The sequence below is a fragment of the Xanthomonas pisi DSM 18956 genome (assembly GCF_001010415.1).
GTDB classification, from domain to species: domain Bacteria; phylum Pseudomonadota; class Gammaproteobacteria; order Xanthomonadales; family Xanthomonadaceae; genus Xanthomonas; species Xanthomonas pisi.
The window spans coordinates 1-343 of record NZ_JPLE01000186.1 but is presented as its reverse complement, the minus strand read 5'-3'; the positions used below and the strand labels follow the sequence as shown (position 1 = coordinate 343).

At 69.7% G+C, this 343-nt stretch carries 1 protein-coding gene; it reads right to left on the bottom strand.

The window, feature by feature from the left end; genetic code table 11:
* Positions 1–343 (bottom strand): biotin/lipoyl-containing protein (locus Y887_RS17650; protein WP_046965591.1); only part of this gene is annotated, 343 nt, incomplete at both ends.

The window sequence follows — 343 nt, the reverse complement described above, 5'->3', positions numbered from 1 at the left end:
TTGGCGACGGTATCGCCGACGGCGACCAGCACTTCGATCACCGGGATATCGGTGTAGTCGCCGATATCGGGCACGCGCGCCTCGACCAGACCGCCTTCGGCGGCGGCCGATGCAGCCGGGGCTGCCTTGGCAGCAGGTGCCGGGGCAGCAGCGGGAGCGGCCTTGGCCGGGGCAGCAGGCGCGGCAGTGGCGGGCTTGGCCGCGGTGTCGGCGCCGGCATCGGCCACTTCGATCAGCGCCACCAGGGCGCCCTGCGACAGCGAATCGCCAACCTTGACCTTGATCTCCTTGACCACGCCGGACACCGACGAAGGCACTTCCATCGTGGCCTTGTCCGATTCCA